The organism is Phyllobacterium sp. P30BS-XVII, from assembly GCF_014138335.1.
GTDB classification, from domain to species: Bacteria; Pseudomonadota; Alphaproteobacteria; order Rhizobiales; family Rhizobiaceae; genus Phyllobacterium; species Phyllobacterium meliloti.
The window spans coordinates 345,605-366,168 of sequence record NZ_JACGXO010000006.1 but is presented as its reverse complement, the minus strand read 5'-3'; the positions used below and the strand labels follow the sequence as shown (position 1 = coordinate 366,168).

Below are 20,564 nucleotides of genomic sequence, written 5' to 3'. Positions count from 1 at the left end.
ATCGATATGTCCTTAACTTGCTTTCGTTGCTTTTTTCGGTGCAGCTTTCTTGGCTGCCGGTTTCTTCGCAGCGGGCTTTTTCGCCGCTGCCTTGCGGGCAGGGGCTTTCTTCCCGCCCTTGGCTCCGGCTTTCTCGGTGATGAGAAGCAAAGCTTCTTCCACCGTCACAGTTGCCGGGTCCTTGCCCTTCGGCAGGGTTGCATTGACCTTGCCCCAATTGACATAGGGACCATACTTGCCATCGCGCACCGTGATCGGGCCGCCATCGGGATGTTCACCCAGATCTTTCAGCGCCGCCGGTGTGCCGCGTCCGCGTCCCGGACCCTTCGCCAGCTTTTCAGCCAGTACAGTTACGGCGCGGTTGAGACCGATGGAGAACACATCCTCGATGCTTTCCAGATTGGCATAGGTGCCATCATGGGAAAGGTATGGGCCATAGCGGCCGATACCGGCGGAAATCATCTTGGTGCTCTCCGGATGCTGACCCACATCGCGCGGCAATGATAAAAGCGCCAGCGCCTTCTCATGATCCGTGCTTTCGATGGTCCAGCCTTTCGGCAGGCTGGCGCGCTTGGCTTCCTTGCCGTCGCCGCGCTGGACATAAGGTCCAAAACGGCCACTGCGCACGGTCACATCTTCGTCCGTGTAAGGGTCCTTGCCGAGAACCTTCGGCTCATCGCCATTGCCATTTTCACTCGCCGCTTCACCGCCGCCAAGCTGGCGGGTGAACTTGCATTCAGGATAGTTGGAGCAGCCGACAAAGGCGCCGTATTTGCCGAGTTTCAGCGACAATGTGCCCGTTCCGCATACCTGACAGATGCGCGGATCACCGCCATCTTCCCGTGGTGGGAAGACGAGCGGGCCGAGCTGATCATTCAGTGCATCGAGAACATTCGTGACCCGGAGTTCCTTGATGCCATCGACGGAGCCGAAGAAATCGGTCCAGAAGTCACGCAGAACATCCTTCCATTTCAGCTTGCCATCGGAAATCTCGTCGAGCTTTTCTTCAAGACCTGCAGTGAAATCAAATTCGACATAACGCTTGAAGAAGCTTTCAAGGAATGCCGTCAGCAGGCGACCCTTCGTCTCCGGGATCAGCTTGCGCTTGTCCACGACGACATATTCGCGGTCGACGAGAGTCTTCAAAATGGCCGTATAGGTGGAAGGGCGGCCAATGCCGATCTCTTCCATCTTTTTGATCAGCGTGGCTTCCGAATAGCGCGGCGGTGGTTCTGTCGAATGCTGGGTCGCATTGATTTTTTCGCGGGCGAGGGCTTCCCCTGCACGGATTTCGGGAAGACGGGCACCGTCCTCATCGACTTCCTCTTCCTCGCGGTGATCCACATAGGCACCGAGGAAACCGTCAAATCTCACCACGGAACCGGTGGCCCGCAATTGCGCCGCGCGTGAACCGTTCTGCGCGTCTATTTCAACGGTGGTCCGTTCGATATCGGCCGACTGCATCTGACTGGCGATGGCGCGCTTCCAGATCAGCTCATAGAGCCGTGCCTGATCCGCATCAAGGAACTGGCGCACATCTTTTGGATGGCGGTTAAAATCCGTCGGACGGACAGCTTCGTGGGCTTCCTGGGCGTTTTTGGCTTTTGTGGAGTAATAACGCGGTTTGTCAGGCACGTATTTCTCGCCGAAAACCTTGCCGATTGTGGCGCGTGCAGCCTCAACAGCTTCCGGTGCCATCTGCACACCATCGGTACGCATATAGGTGATCAGACCGGCCGTTTCGCCGCCAAGATCCATACCTTCATAGAGGCGCTGGGCAATCTGCATGGTTCGGGTTGCCGAAAATCCGAGCTGGCCCGATGCAGCCTGCTGCAATGTCGATGTGGTGAAGGGCGGGCCGGGATTGCGCTTTGTCGGCTTGGCTTCAACCGTTGCCGCCCTGAAACTTGCGCCTTCAAGCATGGTGCGGATTGAACCGGCCTGTTCGGCATTCTGGATGTCAAGTTTGCCAAGCTTCTTTCCATCCACGGAAACAAGCCGCGCTTCAAAACCGTCATTGCGCGGTGTCTTCAATAGGGCCGCAATATTCCAGTATTCTTCGCGCACGAACCGTTCGATTTCGGATTCGCGGTCCGCAACCAGACGCAGCGCGACCGATTGCACGCGGCCAGCCGAACGGGCGCCGGGCAATTTGCGCCAGAGCACCGGCGAAAGCGTAAAGCCGAAAAGATAGTCGAGCGCACGGCGGGCAAGATAGGCATCCACCAGCGGCATATCAATGTCGCGCGGGTTCGCCATTGCATCCAGCACAGCATTCTTGGTGATCGCGTTGAACACCACCCGTTTGACCGGCTTGGCGCCAATCGCCTTTTTCTGCCGCAGCACTTCCAGAACGTGCCAGGAGATGGCTTCACCCTCGCGATCCGGATCGGTTGCCAGAATAAGGCCGTCACTGTCCTTCAATGCCTTGACGATATCGCCCAGACGTTTGGCCGATGCACCGTCGACTTCCCATGACATGGCGAAATCTTCATCAGGCCGAACCGAGCCATCCTTGGCGGGCAGATCACGGACGTGACCAAACGAGGCCAGAACCGTAAAGCCTGAACCCAGATATTTGTTGATTGTTTTAGCCTTGGCGGGCGATTCGACGACGACAACGTTCATTATTCAATTGAGCTTTCCTGCTCTTGTCACATTACAAAAGCACAGTTTTCACTTCGAAACAGGTCTGTGAAATGAACAGGCTTGCTCGGAACGTCAAGGCCTACGCGTGAAAAATCGTTAAATGCAACTTAAAGTTGCTATTTGAAATAATACAATTAATGATATTTTTCTCATGACTTCGGCGCTATATTGAGAATGGCAGCGAGTCCTGCCTTTTTTGAGAAGGCGAATCACTATTTGATTGATTTTGTGGAGGTTCAGACTGGCAAACTGTCAAATCCGCGGGATTAAAGAACTGCATAATATAATTAGACAAATTTCAGTATAAATGCGTATTTAAGGACGAAGTCATGAGTGAAAATAAATTCAGTCGGACCGAAAACATTAGATATATTCAGCAGATGTTAGGCGAGTTACGGAGCATGGCCAAGTTGAATGACTTGGATATGTTGGCCTATCTGATCGAGATTGCCTACATTGAAAGTAACGATCTTATGGCCAAGGAAACGAACACTGTTTCATCCATAAAGAAGAGAAACATATCCCCCTGAGTGGCGTTGCAGGCGTCCGGCCAGGTCCAATTCAAGCAGAATCAGGCTCATGGCAGCGGGATGTATCCCGCTTGTCCTGATAAGCTCATCAACATCAACGGGTGCAGGACCCAACAATGTGATGACGCGGTCACGGTCTGTTTCATTGGGCTGAGCAATGGCCGGAAAATCTGCTTCTGGAGCGAGAAAAGCCGTGTCGTCGAGACCGGGACGATCCAGAAGCGGACTGATGGCCGATAAAATGTCAGATGTTTCTGTGACCAGGATCGCGCCGTTTTTCAACAGCGCATTGGTGCCCTTTGCCCTTGGATCAAGTGGGGAACCAGGAATGGCAAAGACGAGACGGCCAAGTTCTCCGGCAAACCGGGCACTGATCAGCGATCCTGATCGCTCGGCTGCCTCAACCACGAGAAGCCCCAGAGAGAGCGCCGCAATGATCCTGTTGCGGCGTGGAAAATCCCGCGCGCGGTTCCCAGCCGAATGGCATCTCACTGATGACAGCGCCGCGACGTTGCGGGATTGCCTTGAAGAGTTCGAGATTATCCGGCGGGTAGGGCTTGTCGAGACCGCCTGCCATCACGGCAACCGTCCCGCTGTCGAGGCTCGCCTCATGCGCCGCCCTGTCTATTCCACGCGCAAGGCCGGAGATCACGGCATAACCCGCTTCGCCCAGCTCCCGCGCGATGATCCGTGCAAATTTTATTCCGACCAGCGATGCATTGCGCGCGCCGACAATGGCCACGGCGGGCAGGCGAAACACATCAGGATCACCTTTGATTGCGACCAACGGCGGCGGATTATCAGATTGGCGTAGGGTTCGCGGGTAGTCAGGCTCGCCAATTCCGACGAAAACCGCACCCATGCGCGCAGCTATCGCCATTTCGCGCTCGGCATCGCCAAGACTTGCAATCTTGATGGGGCGGCGGCCACCGCCACGCCGGACGAGTTCCGGCAGCATTTCAAGCGCGTCCGTGGCCGAACCATAATGGGCGATCAGATGACGAAAAGTAACGGGGCCGACATTTTCACTGCGGATCAGCCGAAGCCAGCTGAGCCGCTGACTGTCAGAAAGGCGGATGCCCTTCTGATCTTCCATCATCCCTTGGACCCGATCTTTCCTTCGGTTCCGGCAAGCAGGCGCTGAATATTCTCACGGTGCTTGATAAATACAATGACTGTCAGAATAACAAAGAGCAGGGCGATCTGATGATAGCCCATGAAATAGAGCGCAATAGGGCTGATGATGGCGGCAATCAGCGCGGAAAGCGAGGAATAGCGGGTTGCATAGGCAATGATCAGCCAGATGGCAGCGAAGATCAGCGCCACTTGCCAGACGAGGCCGATGAGAACGCCGAGATAGGTTGCAACGCCTTTGCCACCCTTGAATTTCAGCCAGACAGGAAAGATATGGCCGAGGAAAGCACCAAGACCGGCGACAATCGCCGCCTGCGGACTGATCACGCCAGCGATGAGCACGGCGGCAGTGCCCTTGAACATATCGAGCAAAAGCGTTGCCGCGGCGAGTTTCTTGTTGCCGGTTCGTAGCACATTGGTTGCGCCAATATTACCCGAACCGATGCTGCGCACATCACCAAGCCCGGCAAGCCGTGTCAGGATCAGGCCAAACGGGATGGAGCCGAGCAGATAGCCAAGAACCAGCGCGGCAAAAAGATATCCTGCCTGCCCATTGATGAAATCCGCCATGTTCTTCCCCGGTTCGGTCCTTAGATGCTGAAAACAGACTTTCCTGCCACAAACGTCTCAACAACCCGGCCCTGAAAACGTGCGCTTTCAAAGCAGCTATTCTTGGAGCGTGATCGTAAATCTTCTTCCTTCACAATCCATGGCTCGTCAAGATCGACTATGGTCATATCCGCTTGGGCGCCGGGCTTGAGTGTGCCTGCGTCCAGACCAAAGATTTTGGCCGGTCCGCTCGACAGCGCCTCGACAATGCGGATCAGCGGCACATCGCCATTGTGATAAAGCCGCAAAGCCGCGCCCAAAAGGGTTTCAAGGCCAATGGCGCCAGCCGCCGCATCGGCGAAAGGCAGGCGTTTGGTGTCGACATCCTGCGGATCGTGCGATGATACGATAATATCGATGGTGCCGTTGCGTAGCGCCTCGACCATGGCAAGCCGGTCTTCCTCGAGCCGCAGCGGTGGCTGCAGGCGGAAGAAGGTGCGGAATTCGCCAATATCGTTTTCATTGAGTGAAAGATGATTGATGGAAACGGCGGCCGTGGCATTGATGCCGTTCTGCTTGGCGCGTGCCACCACGTCGGCTGACATGGCCGTCGATATCTGCGCCGCGTGATAGGCACCCTTTGTCAGGGCCGCCAGCCGTAGATCGCGTTCGAGCGGTATAACTTCCGCTTCGCGCGGGCTGCCGGAAAGACCGAGCCAACTGGCATAAAGCCCTTCATTCATCACACCTGTGATCCCGAGATAGGGGTCCTGTGTTTCATGCGAGAGCACAACCCCGAAATCGCGCGCATAGGTGAGGGCGCGGCGCAGCAATTGCGTATTGGCGATGGAGTTGCGTCCTTCGGTAATGGCAACAGCACCGGCGGCGCGCAAAAGGCCGATTTCGGTCATTTCTTCGCCGTGCAGACCCTTGGTGACAGCCGCTGCCGGATAGACATTGACCACAGCCGTATCGCGCGCGGTGCGGCGCACAAACTCGACGAGGGCCACATTGTCGATCACCGGATCGGTATCGGGCATCATGATGATGGAGGTTACGCCACCAGCTGCTGCCGCATGGCTGGCGGATGCAATGGTCTCGCGGTGTTCGGCACCGGGTTCGCCAATAAACACACGGGCATCGACAAGGCCCGGCAACACCGTCTTGCCGGTGCAGTCGGTGACGGTAGCACCTTCGGGCGTACCCTGATTGCGGGCGTCGGAACCACTGGCGATAATAACGCCATCTTTTACGATCACGGTGCCGGTTTCATCCAGATTGCGGGATGGATCGACAATCCGGATATTGTGCAGAACAGTCGTGCTCATTCTGCCACTCCTTCCGCGTTGCGGCGCGGATCAAGCAGCGCTTCCATGACAGCCATGCGCACGGCAACACCCATCTCAACCTGTTCCTGAATAACACTCTGTGAGCCGTCGGCCACATCCGAGGCAATTTCGACGCCCCGGTTCATTGGTCCGGGGTGCATGACCAGCGCATCGGGCTTGGCATGTTTGAGCTTTTCGCGATCAAGACCGTGATAGTGGAAATATTCACGCACCGACGGCACGAAGGCACCCGCCATACGCTCGCGCTGCAGGCGCAGCATCATCACCACGTCGGCGTCTTTCAGACCTTCTTCCATCGAGTTGAATACCTCGACACCCATCTGGCTGATGCCTGCCGGCAGCAGCGTGGAAGGGGCAATCACCCGCACCCGCGCACCCAGCGCATTCAGCAGCAGAATGTTGGAGCGGGCTACGCGCGAATGCAGCACATCGCCGCAAATGGCCACGATCAGCCGCGCCACCTTGCCCTTGGCGCGCCGGATCGTCAGTGCATCAAGCAGGGCCTGTGTTGGATGTTCATGCGCGCCATCACCGGCATTCACCACGGAACATCCCACCTTCTGCGCCAGCAGCGCCGCAGCACCGGCGGAACTATGCCTGATAATCAGGATATCCGGCCGCATCGCATTGAGCGTCATGGCCGTATCGATCAGCGTTTCGCCCTTTTTCACCGAGGAATTGCCAACAGACATGTTCATCACATCAGCCCCGAGCCGCTTTCCCGCAAGCTCGAAGGATGACTGTGTTCGGGTCGATGCCTCGAAGAACAGATTGATCTGCGTTCGCCCGCGCAAAACACTCTTTTTCTTCTCCGACTGACGCGAAACAGCAATCTCGCTGTCGGCAAGGTCGAGAAGAATATTGATGTCCTCAGGGGAAAGGTTCTTGATGCCAAGCAAATGGCGGTGGGGAAACAGGAGGGGGAGCGCTTTTGATGTCATATCAAGTCCCCCCTATAGGCTCGATGCCGCCGCCCCGCAAGCGCCTGACATCATATCCAGCCATGTTCCCCAATAAAATCCTTGGTTCCATGATTGTGGTGTGCTTGTCGAACCACGCACCGATGCGGTTTGCAGAACCATTTTTGCGCCCTTCGACAGGCTCAGGATGAGGGCGTTGGGGTGATTGCAGGGAGCCAAGTTCTGCAGCGTTGGTGCGTTGCCTTTGATCTGCAATCTTTGCGATTATCGTTCATCCACGCTCTCCCTCATGGTGAGCTTGTCGAACCACGCACCATCCACCACCCACCACCCATATACAACAATATCTAATGCGCTTCCGCAGCCAGTATTGCCTCGCTGCGGATTTCCTCTGTCAGTTTCAACCGCATCTCGGTAAATTCAGGGCTTGCCTTCACCGTATAATGTCTGGGATGACCAAGCGGTACCGGCAAGATGGATTTGATCCGGCCCGGACGTGCGGACATCGTCACGACCCGCGAGGCCATGAAGATTGCTTCTTCAATATCATGCGTAACAAAAATCACGGTTTTCTGCTCGTGTTCCCAGATGCCGAGCAGAAGCTCCTGCATCAGCCCGCGGGTCTGATTATCAAGCGCACCAAAAGGCTCGTCGAGCAACAGGATCTTTGGATTGTTGGCCAGCGCCCGGGCAATCGCCGTGCGCTGCTGCATGCCGCCGGAAAGCTGTTTTGGCCAGTGGTTCTCAAAACCGCGCAGACCCACCTTGTCGATATAGGAGGCGACGATCTCGCTCTTTTCCTTCTCGCCAACACCGCGTTCACGCAGGCCAAAGCCGATATTCTGCTCAATCGTCAGCCACGGAAACAGCGTATAGGACTGGAACACCACGCCGCGATCGGCACCCGGACCTTTCACCTCCTGCCCATCAAGCGTGACGGTGCCGCTGGTTGGCCGGTCAAGCCCCGCAACGATACGCAGGAGTGTTGACTTACCGCAGCCCGACGGGCCGAGAATCGAAACGAAATCATTATGCGCGACGGTGAGGTCTGTCGGTTGCAGCGCCTGCGTTGGCTGGCCGCCATGCACGCCGGGGAATATGCGGCTGACGCCCTTGATAACAAGCGTACTCATGCGAGCCTCCAGGCAAAAAGCCAGCGATTGACGGACTTGAAGAGGAAGTCCGAGATGAGGCCGATCACGCCAATAACAATAATGCCGAAAATGATCTGCCCGGTGGCCATCAGCGCCTGACTGTTGATGATCATATAACCGATCCCGGACGAGGCGCCGATCATTTCGGCGACGATGACATAGGTCCACGCCCAGCCAAGCACCAGCCGCAGCGTTTCGGCAATGTCAGGCGCGTTGGCCGGAATGAGCACGCGCTTGACGATGCCGCGATCATTGGCGCCAAGCGTATAGGCGGCTTCCACCAGATCGCGCCGCGTATTGGCCACGGCCACCGCAACCATCAGGATAATCTGGAACACGGCACCGATGAAAATCACCAGCAGTTTCTGCATTTCGCCAATACCGGCCCACAGGATCAGCAGCGGGATGAAGGCCGAGGCTGGCAGATAGCGGGCGAACGAAATAAAAGGCTCCAGCATCGCTTCAACAGGCTTATATGCACCCATGGCAACACCAAGCGGAACGGCAATGATAGCTGCAATGACAAAGCCGCCAACAACCCGCCAGATCGTCATGCCGATATCATAAAGAAAATTCTGCTCGGACAGCAGGAACCAGCCATCATGCAGCATGGTCAGGGGATCGGCAAGAAAAGTACTCGACACGAAACCGCCAAAAGTTGCCACGGACCATGCGGCGATGAACAGAATAAAAAAGAGCACGCCAAGCAGGATGCGTGACGACGCCCTGATGGGTTGGAGAGGTTGAACCATGTGTGTCCCGATCAGATCAGAAAGGTTGTGGCTGCAGGAACCACGAACCATCTTCCTGCAGCCCGCTGATTATTTGATGAAGCTGGTATCGACGATAGCGCTGATATCGGGCTTCTTCTTGATGATGCCGATTTCAAGCAGGAGATCAGCGGCTTCCTCCGAGAATTTCGTAAAGTCCTTTTCGAAGAAAGCCTGATTGGCGGCCTTGTCCTGCCAGCGCAGATATTGTGCTGAATTACCAAAGACTTCTGCCGACTGCTTCACATCCGCCCCCATGATTTCATAGGCTTTGGTCTTGTCCGCAGCGATCAGATCCAGCGCATCGAAATAGCTTTTGGCCAGAGCCTTGGCCGCATCAGGGTTCTTTTCTAGGAAGGCGTTGGTGCAACCGAACGTATCCATCACAATAGGATAATCCAGTGTGGTGGCAATGATCTTGCCCTTGTCAGGCGCACCGCGCACTGTTGAAAGATAGGGCTCATAGGTCATGGCCGCATCGTTCTGTCCGGCAACAAACGCCTGCGCAGCCGGGCCGGGTTCAAGATTGACAATCTTCACATCCTTCAATGACAGACCATTATGCTTCAATATCCAGGCCAGATCGAAATAGGGCGTCGTACCGGGGGCAGAAGCGGCGATTGTCTTGCCTTTGAGGTCCGCAATCTTGGCAATATCATTGCGCACGACCAAGCCATCAGCACCGAATGATTTGTCCATCTGGAAAATCTGCTTGGTGGCCACGCCATTGGCGTTCCAGGCGATCCATGTTTCCACGGTTGTCGCCGCGCACTGTACATCGCCCGATGCCAGCGCCAGATGGCGGCTCGCCTGCGGAATCTTTGTCAGCGTGACATCAAGACCATTCTTTTTGAAGATACCGGCCTGCTTGGCCAGTGTCAGCGGACCAAAGCCGGTCCAGCCGGACAGGCCAACCGAAACAGCCGTCTCGGCTTGCGACGGCGCGACAGAGGCAAGAACCGCTGCCAGCGCAACACCAATATGCCATTTGAATTTCATGTGATGACCCCTTTGTTCATTTTTTTGGCACGATGAATATAAAGGCATGATAGGCAGCTGGATTTTCTTTTGTCTAGACATAATAAACGGCACCTGCGCAGAAAATCCTATCTGAGACATTTTGCATCGGCGCTGTCATTCCGCTAGAAAGATGGTTCGGTTAACCGCTTGTCAGAATCTTCGCCCCATATATGACGCGACTCATGTTTGCGGGTGGCACTTGTTCGGATGAAACAGGCCAGCCGTAAAGACAGCAAAATAATGATCAGGACATTTTCTTGAAAACCCACGACGTTCTCAACCAGACGCCCCCCATGACCGGCCTCAACGCCTATCTTGGTGATCCGCTATTGATGCAGATTACCAAACGGTTTCCGCAGGCAACCCGGACGGAACTGGAGCAAAGCGGGCGATTTGTCCTGTCCGGCGATGCGCAGGATCTGGCGCGGCTGGCCAATACCGAAACGCCGAAGCTGCGCACCCATGACCGTCAGGGTCATCGCATTGACGTGGTGGATTACCACCCGGCCTATCATGCGCTGATGCGCCGTTCCGTGGCGCAGGGGCTGCATTCGTCGATCTGGGAAGACGGTCCCGTAGAAAATGGATTGCGGCACCAGTCCCGCACGGCGCGGTTTTATATGACTGCGCAACTGGAATGCGGACATCTGTGCCCGATCACCATGACCAGTGCTTCGCTGGCTGCGCTTATGGCGTCGCCAAGCCTGTACCGCGAGTGGTCGCCGCTGGTTTTGCCGCGCAAATATGATTCCAGCAACAAATCACCGGCCAAAAAAGCCAGCCTGACGCTCGGCATGGGCATGACTGAAAAGCAGGGCGGCACGGATGTGCGCACCAACACGACACGCGCCGAACCTGCCGGAAGTGGGTTTTATCGCATCACCGGCCATAAATGGTTCATGTCCGCGCCGATGTCCGACGCCTTTCTGGTGTTGGCGCAGGCACGCGAAGGCCTGTCCTGTTTTCTCGTGCCGCGCATTCTGCCGGATGGTTCCTCCAATGGTTTCCGCTTTCAGCGGTTGAAGGACAAGCTCGGCAATCGTTCCAATGCTTCATCGGAAGTCGAGTTCGACAATGCGCTCGGCCAGATGGTTGGTGGTCCGGGCGAGGGTGTCAAAACCATCATCGACATGGTGACGCTGACGCGCCTTGATTGCGCCATTGCTTCATCGGGCATGATGCGGGCGGGCCTCGCCGAAGCCGTACACCATGCGCGTCACCGCGTTGTGTTCGATAGTCCGCTCATCGATAAGCCGCTGATGCTGCGCGTCATGGCCGATATGGCGCTGGATGTGGCAGGTGCTACCGCGCTGACCTTCCGGCTGGCGCGCGCCTTCGACAATGCCGCGCAGAACCGCGGCGAGGCGGCATTTGCCCGTGTCATGACGCCTGTCGTTAAATATTGGGTCGCCAAGATCGCTCCGGCAATGCTGTACGAGGCGATGGAATGCCTCGGCGGCAATGGCTACATCGAAGAGGGCAATCTTGCCCGCTATTATCGCGAAGCCCCTGTGAATGCGATCTGGGAAGGTTCCGGCAACGTCATGGCGCTGGACGTGCTGCGTGTACTGAAACGCGGTCCACAATTGTTCGACGAAGTGTTGAACTGGATCGGCTCGCAGCTTGGACGCGGCGGGCAGGGCACGGTTGAAGTGTTGCGCGCTGCCATGCGTGTTGCTGAAAATGACGAGGGCGCGGCACGGATACTCACCGAACAGTTGGCGCTCGCCGCCGCTGGCGCTGAACTGCGGCATCTGCACTCGGAAGACATCGCCGATGCCTTCATTGAAACCCGCCTCGGCGGACAGTGGCGCACCACGTATGGCATGCTCGATGCCCGCCACAACGCCAAGAGCATTGTCAACTCACTCTATCCTCCGGCAAATTGAGGGGCATCCACTTCTCTATTATCTTCAGCTCTTATTCTTCCGTCATCCCCGGGTTCTTCCGTCATCCTCGGGCTTGACCCGAGGATGACGAAGGTGGGGTGGGAACCCATTTCTGCAACGCTGACGATTATCGTTGCATCTCTCATCTCCCTCATGGTGAGCTTGTCGAACCACGAACCACGAACCACGAACCACGAACCACGAACCACGAACCACGAACCACGCATAATACTCGCGCAACCACTCCCAAAACCACTTTTGTCAGAAATTTTGCATCGGTGTGAATCGGCCATCTCGCATGCCTCAAAAAGGGCCTCGCTAAAACCTTCAATTTTAATAAAATTTTTTGAAATTAACCTTAACAAACGGTTTACGTTGCGCCTAAACTCTTAGCAGATATCAATGTGATTCGAAAATACCTCGTGATTTCACGGGGTTACACACCCACCAGATTCATCCCCGCTAGGAGTAATGAATGCGCAGCTTCCTGATATTCTGGGCGGGCCCATTGAGCTTTTTGTGGGGTTGGTACTTTCTTTCGTACTACGATCTGAGCATGGGGATGTACTTCTTCAGCCGTGAAATGCACGATCTGGTCTTCACCATTTATGGGAATATTCTGGGTATCGCGCCCGATAGCATTCCGCCGCTGGTGGCGCGGGCCTGCATCGTCGATACGGGGCTTGTGCTCTGCCTGATCGCGTTTCGCCGCCGCAAGCAGATTATCGCCTGGGTTAAAGTCTTCAGGTCGAACCGCGCTGCGGCTGCCCGGACAAAGCCCGCTGCGGCTGCCAATGCTGCGCTGGCTTATTCGAAGGAATTGTCGTCTGCGTCCTGACGCAGGCTTTGCAGCCGGTCCAATGCACCTTGCAAAATGAAAGCCGCCGCAGCGGAATCAATCCGCTCGGCGCGTTTTTGCCGTGATACATCCATGCCGATCAGCGCGCGCTCTGCAGCAACCGTCGACAGACGCTCATCCCAATAGATGAAGGGCAGGTCGGTCAGCTTTTCCATGTTGCGCACAAAAGCACGGGTTGCCTGCACACGCGGGCCTTCGCTACCATCCATATTGACGGGTAAACCGATGACAATGGCCCCTGCATTGTCAGCTTTCAGTGCCTTCAAAAGGTCCTGAGCGTCATGGGTGAACTTGCTGCGCCTGAGCACAGGACGCGGATTGGCAAAGGAGAAGCCACGGTCGGAAATAGCGATGCCGATGGTTTTCGTGCCAAGATCAAGCCCGGCGACGGTCTGGCCGTCTGCCACATGATCTTCCAGCTGTTCAATGGTCAGAACCGTCAATGGCTGCTTCCTGCACTTGAATTGGCCTGTAAAAGGCCGTTGTAATTCGAATAATTGTCACATAGCTGCAATAGACGGTTGTGGCGAGTAAAGACTGATGAATGAAGGGAAAACAATATGAAGATTACCTGGCTTGGCCATTCGGCCTTTCGCATTGAAATCGCCAAAAGCACGATCCTGATCGATCCCTTCCTCAACGGAAACCCCGGTGCGCGTGGTGTCGATCCCAAGGAAGCCGCCAAGGGTGCAACTCACATTGTTTTGACGCATGGTCATGGCGACCATGTCGGCGATGCGGCTGCCATCGCCAAGGATACCGGTGCGGTGGTCATCGGCAATGCCGATCTGGTGACATGGCTGAACAATCGCGGCGTGGCGCGCGTCGATCCGGCAAACACCGGCGGAACGGTCTCACATACCGGTTTTACCGTCACCTATGTCAACGCCCTGCATTCATCGGCACAGATCACCGAAGATGGTGTTTCGCATTCGCTGGGCTCGGCCAATGGTATTGTTCTGCATTTCGATGATGAGCCGACAATCTATCATATGGGCGATACGGACATTTTCTCCGACATGGCGCTGATCAATGAACTGCACCGGCCGGAAATCGGAATAATCCCCATCGGCGACCGCTTTACCATGGGCGGTGCGGTGGCAGCGCTGGCAACCCAGCGTTACTTCAAATTTGCCAAGGCAATTCCCTGTCATTACGGCTCGTTTCCGATCATTGACCAGACGCCGGACAAATTTGTCGCCGCAATGGATGGAAGCAAGACGCAGGTCTTTGTTGCCAAGACAAATGACCAGTTTACGCTTTGAGTTTGGATTGCTAAAGCCATTCTCACACATCGTGTAGTCGTCACCACGACGATTGACTGAGCTATTGGAGGTATTGTGCGTAAACTGTTGCTGATTTCCTGCGTCATGGCGTTGTCATCGCCAGCTTTCGCCCAAACGATCGATGCCAAGGGCGCCGATCAACTTGCCAATACTTTGTCGAAATATGTCGGCAAGACTGCGCTCAAGAAGGGCATTTTGAAGGTAACGCCTGAGGCTGAAGGTTATCGTATCACTTTCAGCACTGATGCTTTTCTGAAGTCCATGCCGAAGCAGGAAGTTTTGAAGGGCAATCTTGGCGATTACAGTATCCTGACCAAGCCGCTCGCGGACGGGACCTGGAATGTGACCTCGGGCAATATACCGTCGGCCTCGTTCGAAGTGACGGGGCCAAAAGGCCCGGAATCATTCCAGTGGTCGGTCGATGGCGGCAGTTGGACAGGCCTCTTTGATCCGAAGATCGGCACCTTCTCCAAATCGAATTTCGCCTATGACGCCTTCAAGATGGCTGTCAAATCTGCCGAACAGGACATTGATGCCAGCGCTAGCGCTGCAAAAGGCGAAATGCTTGCAACGGCCGCCACATCGGGTGGCGTCGATATTAACATGACGCAGGCTCTTGCCAATTTCACCGAAACGATTTCAACGAAGCTGCCAAATCTGGATACAACCACTGCGGAAGACGGAGCAGAAAAGCCAGCCGCTGGCGAACCGGTGAAGATCAGCTTGCGCAGCGGTGAACTTGGAACAACGGCCGAGGGCAAAGGTTTCCGCAGCACTGAAATCATGGATCTATGGGCGTTCGTCGTTGCCCATGCGGAAGAAAAGAAACTCAAAAAAGACGATCAGGCTGCTCTCAAGCAGAAATTGAAGGCGGTTCTGCCGCTCTGGGACAAGCTCAAGGGCGAGTATCATTTCAAGGATTTTGTGGTTGAAACACCACTCGGCAATTTCGCGGCCCAGAATATTTCGCAGGATACCAACCTTGATGGCATCAGCAAAAGTGGCTCGTATCATTATGCGATGCGCACCAATGGTCTGAAATATCCAACCCTGCCAATTCCAGAATGGGGGGTACCATTTCTCCCAACCGACGTGGAACTGGCGATTGGCACAACCGGAGTTGATCTGGATACCGTTGTCAAAGGTGCGATTGAGGACATGGATCTCAATCGTGAGAAGGTCATCTCGGAAGAGTTTGAAGCAAAGACTGCCGCACAATTTCTGGTCACGCCGCCAAAGCTCGTCATCTCGAAGAGCCTCGTACGCACTGTCGATGCCGAATTGACCGTCGAGGGCGAGATGACATTTGCAGCGCTGAAGCCTGAAAGCCACACAACCTGGGAAATGTCCGGCTTCGACAAGGTGGTCGATCGCCTGAACAAAGCCGGCGAAACCGATGAGACGATCAAGCAGTACATCGTATTCGTCAAGCTGGCGAAAGACTTTGGCACGCAGATCGACGGCGGCAAGATCCAGTGGGTTGTTGACCAGAAGGCCGATGGATCGGTTGCGATCAATGGCAATCCTGTCAAAGGTCCCGATCCGGTTGCTGCGCCCGGTGCTGATGACGCAATCGATTCCGATGCGCCCGAGGGCGAGGAAGACAACACCGACACGGATACGGCGCAGTAAACAGGGTTGTCCGTGCTGACTTGTCCGTTGCGCTTGGCCGCAACGGACACTATAGCTCTTTGATCAAGATTTGAATTTCGGGAATCCCAATGTCTGTCGATATTTCCACCGTCAAACGCGTTGCGCGTCTTGCCCGTATTGCTGTGAGCGAGGACGATGCAGCGCGCATGACCGGCGAACTGAACGTTATCCTTGGTTTCGTCGAGCAATTGAACGAAGTGAACGTGGCCGGTGTCGAACCGATGACCTCTGTCACCCCAATGGCCATGAAGAAGCGGCATGATGTCGTCAATGATGGCAATAAGGCCGCCGATATCGTTGCAAATGCACCGATTACGGAAGAAAACTTCTTCGTCGTTCCGAAAGTGGTGGAGTAGGCACCGGTATGACGATCACGGTTGCCGTTGAGACGCCGCTACAGGATGACGTCCGCGCACTTGTGGACGCGTTGAACGCGCATCTGCTGCCACTGTCACCGGTCGAATTCCAGTTCAAGATGACCGTGGAACAGATGGCCGGCGAGGATACCACCGTTTTCATCGCCCGCGACGAAAATGGCCATGCCGTTGGCTGCGGCGCTTTGAAAGAGCATGATGGCCAAATCGGCGAGGTCAAGCGCATGTTCACCCTGCCGTCCGTGCGCGGTAAGCGGGTTGGTTCGATCCTTCTTGATGCCATAACCGGGCTTGCCCGCAAGAAAGGCATGACACGCCTTGTTTTGGAAACGGGCGTTGGTCCGGGTTTTGATGCGGCATGGCGGCTTTATGAGCGTTCCGGCTTTACCCGCTGCGGCGTGCTTCTTGACTATCCGGATTCGGAACACAGTGCATTTTACGAAAAGCGGCTCGCGCTTACGCCAGCCCAATAAACAGGACTTGATATGACCGATCTGACCGCTCTCACCATTGCCGAGGCGCGCGACCAGCTGAAAGCCAAGGCGATCACCGCCACGGAGCTGACCAGTGCATATTTGCAGGCAATCGAGACCGCGAATGAGGCCCTGAATGCCTATATCACCGTCACGCCTGAAAAAGCGCTTGATATGGCAAAGGCTTCCGATGCCCGCCTGAGTGCGGGTAAGGGTGGGGCGCTGGAAGGTATTCCGCTTGGCATCAAGGATTTGTTCGGGACAGAAGGCATTCATACACAGGCCTGCTCGCACATTCTCGACGGCTTCAAGCCTCACTACGAATCGACAGTCACGTCGAACCTGTGGGCGGACGGCGCTGTCATGCTCGGCAAGCTCAATATGGATGAGTTCGCCATGGGCTCGTCCAACGAAAGCTCCTATTATGGCCCGGTGAAAAACCCATGGCGCGCCAATGGTTCGAACGCCGATCTCGTGCCCGGTGGCTCATCCGGTGGCTCGGCTGCTGCGGTTGCAGCGCATCTTTGCGCCGGTGCGACGGCAACTGATACGGGCGGTTCCATCCGCCAGCCTGCGGCCTTCACCGGCACTGTCGGTATCAAGCCGACGTATGGCCGCTGCTCGCGCTGGGGCATTGTTGCCTTTGCCTCGTCGCTGGATCAGGCCGGACCAATCGCTCGCGATGTGCGCGACGCTGCGATCCTGCTCAAATCCATGGCATCGGTTGATTCCAAGGACACGACATCGGTTGATATTGCTGTGCCTGATTATGAATCGATCATCGGCAAGCCATTGACCGGCCTCAAGATTGGCATTCCCAAGGAATACCGCGTCGACGGTATGCCCGAGGAAATCGAAAAGCTCTGGCAGCAGGGTATTGCATGGCTGAAAGACGCCGGTGCATCCATCGTCGATATTTCCCTGCCGCATACCAAATACGCGCTGCCAGCCTATTATATCGTGGCTCCGGCGGAAGCCTCGTCAAATCTTGCCCGTTATGATGGCGTGCGCTACGGCCTGCGTGTTCCCGGCAAAGATATTGTCGACATGTACGAAAAGACTCGCGCCAGTGGTTTTGGCGATGAAGTGAAACGCCGTATCATGATTGGCACCTATGTGCTGTCAGCTGGCTATTACGATGCCTATTACCTGCAGGCGCAGAAGGTTCGCACGCTGATCAAGAAGGATTTTGAGGATGTGTTCCACGCGGGCGTGGATGCCATCCTGACCCCGGCGACACCTTCGGCGGCCTTCGGCATTGCCGATCAGGATTTGGCTGCTGATCCGGTGAAAATGTACCTCAATGACATTTTCACAGTTACCGTCAACATGGCTGGCCTTCCGGGCATTGCTGTTCCTGCCGGACTTGATAGCAAAGGTCTGCCGCTGGGCCTGCAGCTGATCGGGCGGCCATTCGATGAGGAAACCCTGTTCCAGACTGCTTGGGTCATCGAACAGGCCGCAGGCAAGTTCAACGCGCCGAAATGGTGGTAGTCAGGCCTGCCACGCAAGCCGACATCGCGGCGCTTGCCGCGGTGGGGATGCGTGCATGGGCCTCGAACATCTTTTCCTTCGAACCCGAATTGCCCGGCATGCGCGCACATGTCGAGCGCGCCTATGAAGCCTTTGCCGAAGAGCATTTTACCAGCGTGCTGGTGGCTGAGGAGAATGGCACCATCCTTGGTTGGGGCGCGCGCGAGAAGAAGGACGACTATATCTCCGATATGTGGGTCGATCCGGATTTTCAGGGGCAGGGCATCGGCTTGCTCCTGCTCAAGGCCCTGAAGGCTGATATCGCCGCTGCCGGCTATTCCAGCGCCCGTCTTGAAGCACATGCGCGCAATGTTGGTGCCATACGCTTGTACGAGCGTGAGGGATTTCAGATCATGCACCGGAGCCTCGAATGGTCGGAAAGCCTTGAGCGCAAGATTGAGAAAGTCAAAATGCTGGCGAATTTGACGTAAGGTTATTCAATGTTTTTCTTTGTTTCCAAGGTTTTCTGGTTTCTTGCTCAACCGCTGAATTTTTCCATTCTGCTGATGGCTCTGGCCTTTTTTGCGGTTTGCTTCTCATGGCGCCGCATCGCCATGACCGCGTCAGCTTTCTCATTTCTGATCCTTGGACTTGCTGCATGGAGTTCGCTTGGCGCGCTTTTGCTGCATCCGCTGGAAGACCGGTTTCAACGTCCATCACCGGCACCTGCTCATGTCGATGGAATCATTGTCCTTGGCGGTGGGTTTGAGGGCGGCGTTAATCTGGTGCGTGGCGGCTATGAGCTGAATGCCAGTGGCGATCGTTTTGTTGAAACAGCCGTTCTGGCGCGCCGTTATCCCGATGCAAAGGTTGTGGTTACAGGCGGCGGCGGAACGCTGGTGCTTGAAGGTGAGGGCGACGGCGCCACGGCACCGCGTTTGCTGACGGCGCTTGGCGTCTCCCAGGACCGGCTCATTCTGGAGAATGAATCGCGCGACACTTACGAAAACGCCCAGTTCACCAAAAAACTGCTCGATATCAAACCCGGCGAGACATGGCTGCTGGTAACATCGGCCTTTCATATGCCCCGTTCGGTTGGCCTTTTCCGCAAGGCGGGCTTCAACGTGGTGCCATGGCCTGCTGATTATCGCACCTCCGGCATCGAGTATCCCGGACCAGCACAGGATAATTCCTTGGATTCCCTGCAAAATCTCACCATTGTGGTGAAGGAATGGGTGGGACTTTTCGCCTATTGGGCAACTGGCCGTACTGACGAATTGTTGCCCTCGCCATGATGAAACAGGTGGATGTTCTCATTATCGGGGCAGGTGCTGCGGGCATGATGTGCGCGGTGGAGGCGGGTAAACGCGGTCGCTCGGTGCTTATTGTCGATCATGCAAAAGCCCCCGGTGATAAAATTCGTATTTCCGGTGGCGGACGCTGCAATTTCACCAATCTGAATGCCGCCCCGCAAAATTACATCAGCAAGAACCCGCATTTCTGCATTTCCGCATTGCGTCGCTATACCCAGCGCAATTTCATCGCACTTGTCGACCGCTATGGCATTGCATGGCATGAAAAGACGCTGGGCCAGTTGTTTTGCGATGGCTCGGCGACGCAGATCATCAATCTGCTGGTCAAGGAAATGAAAGAGGCCGGTGTCGAGCTACGCTTGCAGACCGTAGTGGACGCCATCGAGGCGGCGACAGACGGCTACGTGGTCTCGCTCTCCGGGGAGCGTGTTCGTTGCACCTCGCTGGTGGTTGCCTGCGGCGGCAAATCCATTCCCAAAATGGGTGCAACAGGCTTTGGCTATGACATTGCAAAACAGTTCGGGCTGGCGCTGACAGAAACCCGTCCGGCGCTGGTGCCACTGACCTTTGATGAAAACACGCTGGCACCGCTGAAACCCCTGTCAGGCATATCCGTTGATGCGGTTGTCAGCCATGGCAAGACAAAGTTTGCCGAGGCAATGCTGTTCACCCATCGCGGGCTGAGCGGACCTTCCATCCTGCAAATCTCCTCCTACTGGCGCGAAGGCGATACGATCAACGTCGCCATGCTGCCTGACGTAAAGATAATGGATGCGCTCCGTGCTGCCCGCGCTCGAAATGGCCGTCAGGCGTTGCAAACTGCTTTATCTGAGCTTTTGCCGAAGCGGCTCGCACAACTGATCGCCGAAAACAGCGGGATACAAAACCATCTTGCCGATATTTCTGACAAGCAATTGCTCGGCGTCGAAAAGGCAATCAATGAATGGCAGATCAAGCCCGCAGGCTCCGAAGGCTACCGGACAGCGGAAGTGACGCTTGGCGGTGTTGATACGGATGGCCTCGATCAAAAGACGATGGAAGCCAGATCCATCAAGGGGCTCTATTTCATCGGCGAAGTCGTTGATGTGACGGGGTGGCTCGGCGGTTACAATTTCCAGTGGGCTTGGTCCTCGGGCTGGGTTGCAGGGCAGGCGGTCTAGGAGAAAAAC

The 20,564-nt window shown here is 55.8% G+C and carries 19 protein-coding genes and 1 pseudogene; 10 read left to right on the top strand and 10 right to left on the bottom strand.

Translation table 11 applies throughout. From position 1 onward, the window contains the following. Positions 1 to 12: 12 nt before the first annotated feature. The 9 genes and pseudogenes from topA to FHW17_RS18500 form a co-directional block, all read right to left on the bottom strand. The gene (gene topA, locus FHW17_RS18535) at positions 13 to 2,628 is read right to left on the bottom strand and encodes a type I DNA topoisomerase (protein WP_112529958.1); all 2,616 of its coding nucleotides are present in this window, start codon (positions 2,626 to 2,628) and stop codon (positions 13 to 15) included. Positions 2,629 to 3,146: 518 nt separating this feature from the next. Continuing rightward, a complete protein-coding gene (locus FHW17_RS25260) occupies positions 3,147 to 3,293 on the bottom strand; it encodes a hypothetical protein (RefSeq protein WP_246706911.1) in 147 nt (48 codons plus the stop codon). 201 nt (positions 3,294 to 3,494) lie between these two features. Next, a pseudogene (locus FHW17_RS25255) lies at positions 3,495 to 4,275 on the bottom strand (DNA-processing protein DprA); the annotation flags it as partial. Beyond that, on the bottom strand, positions 4,275 to 4,883 hold the full coding sequence (plsY, locus tag FHW17_RS18525; protein ID WP_113097776.1) for a glycerol-3-phosphate 1-O-acyltransferase PlsY: 609 nt from the start codon (positions 4,881 to 4,883) through the stop codon (positions 4,275 to 4,277). The pseudogene FHW17_RS25255 and the gene plsY, both read right to left, overlap by 1 nt. A gap of 20 nt (positions 4,884 to 4,903) precedes the next feature. Continuing rightward, a complete protein-coding gene (locus tag FHW17_RS18520) occupies positions 4,904 to 6,190 on the bottom strand; it encodes a dihydroorotase (RefSeq protein WP_182510499.1) in 1,287 nt (428 codons plus the stop codon). Continuing rightward, positions 6,187 to 7,152 carry an aspartate carbamoyltransferase catalytic subunit gene (locus FHW17_RS18515; RefSeq protein ID WP_182510498.1) on the bottom strand — a complete coding sequence of 322 codons (966 nt, stop codon included), beginning with the start codon at positions 7,150 to 7,152 and terminating at the stop codon, positions 6,187 to 6,189. Before FHW17_RS18515 ends, FHW17_RS18520 begins: the two co-directional genes overlap by 4 nt. 326 nt (positions 7,153 to 7,478) lie before the next feature. After that, positions 7,479 to 8,264: an ABC transporter ATP-binding protein gene (locus FHW17_RS18510; RefSeq protein ID WP_182510497.1), complete on the bottom strand. Its 786-nt coding sequence runs from the start codon at positions 8,262 to 8,264 to the stop codon at positions 7,479 to 7,481. Further along, the gene (locus FHW17_RS18505) at positions 8,261 to 9,037 is read right to left on the bottom strand and encodes an ABC transporter permease (protein ID WP_182510496.1); all 777 of its coding nucleotides are present in this window, start codon (positions 9,035 to 9,037) and stop codon (positions 8,261 to 8,263) included. The genes FHW17_RS18510 and FHW17_RS18505 overlap by 4 nt, the downstream gene beginning before the upstream one ends. 69 nt (positions 9,038 to 9,106) lie before the next feature. After that, positions 9,107 to 10,054 carry an ABC transporter substrate-binding protein gene (locus FHW17_RS18500; protein WP_182510495.1) on the bottom strand — a complete coding sequence of 316 codons (948 nt, stop codon included), beginning with the start codon at positions 10,052 to 10,054 and terminating at the stop codon, positions 9,107 to 9,109. Between the two features lie 278 nt (positions 10,055 to 10,332). Between FHW17_RS18500 and FHW17_RS18495 the strand changes: the two genes are divergently transcribed. Both FHW17_RS18495 and FHW17_RS18490 read left to right on the top strand, forming a co-directional pair. Next, on the top strand, positions 10,333 to 11,964 hold the full coding sequence (locus FHW17_RS18495) for an acyl-CoA dehydrogenase family protein (protein WP_162700417.1): 1,632 nt from the start codon (positions 10,333 to 10,335) through the stop codon (positions 11,962 to 11,964). Positions 11,965 to 12,439: 475 nt separating this feature from the next. After that, positions 12,440 to 12,802 (top strand): DUF6105 family protein, encoded by a 363-nt coding sequence (locus tag FHW17_RS18490; RefSeq protein WP_182510494.1) that lies wholly within the window; start codon positions 12,440 to 12,442, stop codon positions 12,800 to 12,802. Here the strand turns inward: FHW17_RS18490 and ruvX are convergent. Beyond that, entirely contained in the window at positions 12,772 to 13,266 is a 495-nt protein-coding gene (gene ruvX, locus FHW17_RS18485; protein ID WP_112529939.1) for a Holliday junction resolvase RuvX, read from the bottom strand. The two genes, FHW17_RS18490 and ruvX, sit on opposite strands and share 31 nt — an antisense overlap. A gap of 117 nt (positions 13,267 to 13,383) precedes the next feature. On the opposite strand from ruvX, the gene FHW17_RS18480 reads away from it, so the two are divergent. From FHW17_RS18480 to FHW17_RS18445, 8 genes are all read left to right on the top strand, one after another. Continuing rightward, entirely contained in the window at positions 13,384 to 14,088 is a 705-nt protein-coding gene (locus tag FHW17_RS18480; RefSeq protein ID WP_182510493.1) for a metal-dependent hydrolase, read from the top strand. Positions 14,089 to 14,163: 75 nt separating this feature from the next. Further along, positions 14,164 to 15,741 (top strand): hypothetical protein, encoded by a 1,578-nt coding sequence (locus tag FHW17_RS18475; RefSeq protein WP_182510492.1) that lies wholly within the window; start codon positions 14,164 to 14,166, stop codon positions 15,739 to 15,741. 89 nt (positions 15,742 to 15,830) lie between these two features. Continuing rightward, on the top strand, positions 15,831 to 16,118 hold the full coding sequence (gene gatC, locus FHW17_RS18470; RefSeq protein ID WP_182510491.1) for an Asp-tRNA(Asn)/Glu-tRNA(Gln) amidotransferase subunit GatC: 288 nt from the start codon (positions 15,831 to 15,833) through the stop codon (positions 16,116 to 16,118). Positions 16,119 to 16,126: 8 nt separating this feature from the next. Next, positions 16,127 to 16,609 (top strand): GNAT family N-acetyltransferase, encoded by a 483-nt coding sequence (locus tag FHW17_RS18465; RefSeq protein ID WP_112529931.1) that lies wholly within the window; start codon positions 16,127 to 16,129, stop codon positions 16,607 to 16,609. A 12-nt stretch (positions 16,610 to 16,621) separates the two neighbouring features. Beyond that, positions 16,622 to 18,103, top strand: a complete 1,482-nt coding sequence (gatA, locus tag FHW17_RS18460) for an Asp-tRNA(Asn)/Glu-tRNA(Gln) amidotransferase subunit GatA (protein ID WP_182510490.1) — start codon at positions 16,622 to 16,624, stop codon at positions 18,101 to 18,103. After that, the gene (locus tag FHW17_RS18455; protein WP_112529927.1) at positions 18,094 to 18,573 is read left to right on the top strand and encodes an N-acetyltransferase; all 480 of its coding nucleotides are present in this window, start codon (positions 18,094 to 18,096) and stop codon (positions 18,571 to 18,573) included. The genes gatA and FHW17_RS18455 overlap by 10 nt, the downstream gene beginning before the upstream one ends. A 9-nt stretch (positions 18,574 to 18,582) precedes the next feature. Further along, positions 18,583 to 19,377: a YdcF family protein gene (locus FHW17_RS18450; protein ID WP_182510489.1), complete on the top strand. Its 795-nt coding sequence runs from the start codon at positions 18,583 to 18,585 to the stop codon at positions 19,375 to 19,377. Continuing rightward, complete coding sequence (locus FHW17_RS18445; RefSeq protein ID WP_182510519.1) at positions 19,377 to 20,555, top strand: NAD(P)/FAD-dependent oxidoreductase; 1,179 nt, start codon at positions 19,377 to 19,379, stop codon at positions 20,553 to 20,555. The genes FHW17_RS18450 and FHW17_RS18445 overlap by 1 nt, the downstream gene beginning before the upstream one ends. The last annotated feature ends 9 nt before the right edge of the window (positions 20,556 to 20,564 follow it).

Coding starts and splice junctions, on each gene's coding strand:
- topA (WP_112529958.1), bottom strand. CDS start 2,628: ATGAACGTTGTCGTCGTCGAATCGCCCGCCAAGGCTAAAACAATCAAC.
- plsY (WP_113097776.1), bottom strand. CDS start 4,883: ATGGCGGATTTCATCAATGGGCAGGCAGGATATCTTTTTGCCGCGCTG.
- FHW17_RS18520 (WP_182510499.1), bottom strand. CDS start 6,190: ATGAGCACGACTGTTCTGCACAATATCCGGATTGTCGATCCATCCCGC.
- FHW17_RS18515 (WP_182510498.1), bottom strand. CDS start 7,152: ATGACATCAAAAGCGCTCCCCCTCCTGTTTCCCCACCGCCATTTGCTT.
- FHW17_RS18510 (WP_182510497.1), bottom strand. CDS start 8,264: ATGAGTACGCTTGTTATCAAGGGCGTCAGCCGCATATTCCCCGGCGTG.
- FHW17_RS18505 (WP_182510496.1), bottom strand. CDS start 9,037: ATGGTTCAACCTCTCCAACCCATCAGGGCGTCGTCACGCATCCTGCTT.
- FHW17_RS18500 (WP_182510495.1), bottom strand. CDS start 10,054: ATGAAATTCAAATGGCATATTGGTGTTGCGCTGGCAGCGGTTCTTGCC.
- FHW17_RS18490 (WP_182510494.1), top strand. CDS start 12,440: ATGCGCAGCTTCCTGATATTCTGGGCGGGCCCATTGAGCTTTTTGTGG.
- FHW17_RS18480 (WP_182510493.1), top strand. CDS start 13,384: ATGAAGATTACCTGGCTTGGCCATTCGGCCTTTCGCATTGAAATCGCC.
- gatC (WP_182510491.1), top strand. CDS start 15,831: ATGTCTGTCGATATTTCCACCGTCAAACGCGTTGCGCGTCTTGCCCGT.
- FHW17_RS18465 (WP_112529931.1), top strand. CDS start 16,127: ATGACGATCACGGTTGCCGTTGAGACGCCGCTACAGGATGACGTCCGC.
- gatA (WP_182510490.1), top strand. CDS start 16,622: ATGACCGATCTGACCGCTCTCACCATTGCCGAGGCGCGCGACCAGCTG.
- FHW17_RS18455 (WP_112529927.1), top strand. CDS start 18,094: ATGGTGGTAGTCAGGCCTGCCACGCAAGCCGACATCGCGGCGCTTGCC.
- FHW17_RS18450 (WP_182510489.1), top strand. CDS start 18,583: ATGTTTTTCTTTGTTTCCAAGGTTTTCTGGTTTCTTGCTCAACCGCTG.
- FHW17_RS18445 (WP_182510519.1), top strand. CDS start 19,377: ATGAAACAGGTGGATGTTCTCATTATCGGGGCAGGTGCTGCGGGCATG.